Annotated in this window: 2 protein-coding genes; both read left to right on the forward strand. The window is 45.5% G+C overall.

The window, feature by feature from the left end; all coding sequences use genetic code 11:
* Positions 1 to 250, forward strand: a 250-nt coding sequence (locus HRJ06_RS23105) for a hypothetical protein (protein WP_206753061.1), incomplete at its 5' end; no start/stop codon positions are given.
* 32 nt (positions 251 to 282) lie between these two features.
* Entirely contained in the window at positions 283 to 1,641 is a 1,359-nt protein-coding gene (locus tag HRJ06_RS22840; protein WP_174735230.1) for an IS1182 family transposase, read from the forward strand.
* Positions 1,642 to 1,741 lie beyond the last annotated feature (100 nt).

Below are 1,741 nucleotides of genomic sequence, written 5' to 3' on the forward strand. Positions count from 1 at the left end.
TCAGACTGTAGACAAACTCGATGAAAATCGTGTTTGTTTACAGTCTTATTTGGTTGGTGGTGGAATGGGGGCTGTTGATTTCCGTTCCAGGCGCTTCGCTTTCCGCGGGGCCGGCGCTGAGCCTCCTCGCCGCCGTTGGCGTCTGCGGGGTCTCACCTGTCCAGCTGATCCCGCAGGAGTCTACGCGCCTTCCACTCCAATCAACAGTGCTTCTAAACTTAAGGTAGAACTATACCAAAGCCTATTTTAAAATAGAACCATATAACGCTTGAGGTGATGAAGATGCTTTCGAAAAACAATCCAATCCAACGAGATCAATTAGAGATGGTCGCTTTAGATCAACTTGTTCCTCAGGAACATCTAGTCCGCAAAATGGAAGCAGCCCTTGATTTTTCTTTCATTTATGACTTGGTGAAGGATGTGTATTCGGAAATTGGGCGCCCAAGCATTGACCCTGTTATTTTAATTAAACTTACCTTCATTCAATATACCTTTGGTATTCGTTCCATGCGCCAGACCATTTCAGAAGTAGAAACCAACATGGCCTATCGCTGGTTTTTGGGTTATGGATTCCATGATAAAGTGCCCCACTTCTCCACCTTCGGGAAGAATTACGAACGCCGTTTTAAAGAGACCGATTTGTTTGAGCAGATTTTCTATCGAATCCTTAAGACTGCATCTGAAAAGAAACTCATCAGTGCCGAACACGTCTTTGTGGATTCAACCCATGTAAAAGCAAGTGCGAATAAGCATAAATTCGAGAAGAAAGTAGTCCGAAAGGAAACACGGGCGTATCAAGAGAAACTCCAGGAAGAAATCAATCAGGATCGGGAAGACCATGGGAAGAAGCCTATTCCTCCTGAAAAGTTCGACAAGGAAGAATCGAAGGAAATAAAGGAAAGTACGACTGACCCGGAAAGTGGGTATTACGTGAAAGATGAGCGGACCAAACAGTTTGCCTACTCCTTTCATGCGGCATCAGACCGGAACGGATTTGTCCTCGGTACGATTGTGACACCTGGTAACACGCATGACAGCCTGATCCTTGAGCCAATGGTAAAACAAGTGATAGAGAAAGTTGGAAAGCCCAACGCCGTTGCGGCAGACGCTGCCTATAAAACCCCAGCTATTACGAAGTTTCTGATGGAAAACGAAATGACTCCAGCTTTGCCTTATACCCGACCACGGACGAAGGATGGTTTTTTCCGCAAATACGACTATGTATATGATGAATTCTACGACTGTTACTTGTGTCCTGCCGGTGAGGTCCTAAAGTATTCAACCACCACGAAAGAGGGGTACCGTGAATACAAATCTCCCAAGCAGATTTGCGCCACCTGCCCGTTTTTAGCGCAATGTACAGAAAGCAAGGACCATCAAAAGGTGGTAACTCGCCATATCTGGCAAGAGTACGTGGAAGAAGCGGACCACTTAAGGCACAAAGCGGAAGTGAAAGAAATCTATGCGAAGCGCAAGGAAACCATTGAGCGTGTATTCGCAGATGCAAAAGAAAAGCATGGCATGCGTTGGACAACCCTGAGGGGACTTAAAAAATTGTCGATGCAGGCGATGCTTACTTTCGCTGCCTTGAACTTGAAGAAGATGGCCAACTGGACGTGGAGAAGTCCAGTAATGGCCTAAAAGTATAGATAAGAGAGTCTATTTTCCATGAAAAATCCGCTAAAATCTAAAAAGGGGTTCGGAATGAGAACATTCCGAACCCCTTTTGTCGACAAACTGA

The sequence above is a fragment of the Mesobacillus harenae genome (genome assembly GCF_013343715.1).
GTDB lineage: Bacteria > Bacillota > Bacilli > Bacillales > Cytobacillaceae > Mesobacillus_A > Mesobacillus_A harenae.